The organism is Arthrobacter sp. GAS37 (assembly GCF_044908325.1).
Taxonomy (GTDB): Bacteria; Actinomycetota; Actinomycetes; order Actinomycetales; family Micrococcaceae; genus Arthrobacter; species Arthrobacter ramosus.
On record NZ_JBIYDB010000093.1, the window covers coordinates 1 to 1,303 of the forward strand.

At 60.9% G+C, this 1,303-nt stretch carries 1 protein-coding gene; it reads left to right on the forward strand.

What is annotated here, in order from left to right; all coding sequences use genetic code 11:
• Positions 1-74 precede the first annotated feature (74 nt).
• Positions 75-1,261, forward strand: a protein-coding gene (locus ABH924_RS24815) for an IS3 family transposase (protein ID WP_404503196.1) whose coding sequence is annotated in 2 segments (ribosomal slippage) — positions 75-330 and positions 330-1,261 — 1,188 coding nt in all. Because the reading frame shifts where the segments join, the coding sequence is not laid out codon by codon here.
• Positions 1,262-1,303: the final 42 nt, after the last annotated feature.

Sequence of the window (1,303 nt, forward strand, 5' to 3'; positions counted from 1 at the left end):
TGGGCTGCCCTGGAGATTTCGGACAGCGGTACCCCATGAAACGATGGGGATTACCGGAATGAGGAATCACCAGAATGTCATCAACCCGTCGCAGGTTCAGTCAGGAATTCAAGGATGAACTGTGCCGCGAAGTCATCGACTCGTCCAAGCCGATCAAGACGGTCGCCACCGAATACGGCGTGGGTGCCGAGACGCTGCGTAATTGGCTGAAGAAGTACAAGGAAACGTTTGGCGGAACCGAGACGGAGCCGGAGCTAAACGTCTCCGAACGTGCCCGGCTCAAGGAACTGGAACGTGAGAACCAGGAACTGAAGGCGGAAGCCGCGTTCCTAAAAAAAGCGGCCGCATACTTCGCAAGGGAGCCACGGTAGTGGCGAAGTATGAATTCATCGACTCCTACGCGGCAACGCCGAAAGCGCCTGTCGTGCTGAAAATGTGCCAGTGGCTGGAGGTCTCCCGCTCGGGGTTCTACCACTGGCGATCGCGCCCGGTCTCGGCTACCGCGGCCCGCAGACAGGTGCTGGCCGCCCGTGTGCGGCATTTCTTCAAGGAATCGGACGGGACCTACGGATACCGCCGGATCCACGCGGACCTGGCCGGTGAGGGCATTGAGTGTTCCCCGGAACTGGTGCGCCAGATTATGCGGCAGGAGGCCCTGGTACCGTGCCAGCCGCGGCCCTTCAGGACTACAACGGTCGCCGACGCCGAAGCGGCCGGGGCCATGCCGGATCTGGTGAAGCGCGACTTCACCGCGGCTCGTCCCGGCGTCAAGTTCGTCGGGGACATCACCTATGTGCACACGTGGCAGGGGTTCATCTATCTGGCTACCGTCATCGACTGCTATTCGAAGAAGGTCGTCGGATGGGCGATCGAGGACCACATGCGCTCCGAGCTCGTAGAACGGGCCCTGTCCAATGCCGCGGCAACGACACGAATCGAGCCCAACGCGATCTGGCATTCCGACCGCGGAAGCGTTTATACCTCGGCCTCTTTCCGGGCCCTGGTCACCGGGCTGGGCATGCGTTCATCCATGGGGAAAACCGGGATCTGCTGGGACAACAGCCAGGCCGAGACTTTCTTCTCGGCCCTGAAGAACGAGCGGGTGTACCGCACGACCTACGCCACGAAGGAACGCGCCCGCAAGGACATAATCCGCTACATCGAGGGCTTCTACAACAGCCGCAGACGCCACTCAGCGCTCAACTACCGGCGGCCGAATGAAGTCCACTATAGTTACCAGCAGCCGGCCACGGCAGCGTAGAAAAACCACCAATCCGCTGTCCGAAAACTCCTAAGCAGCCCA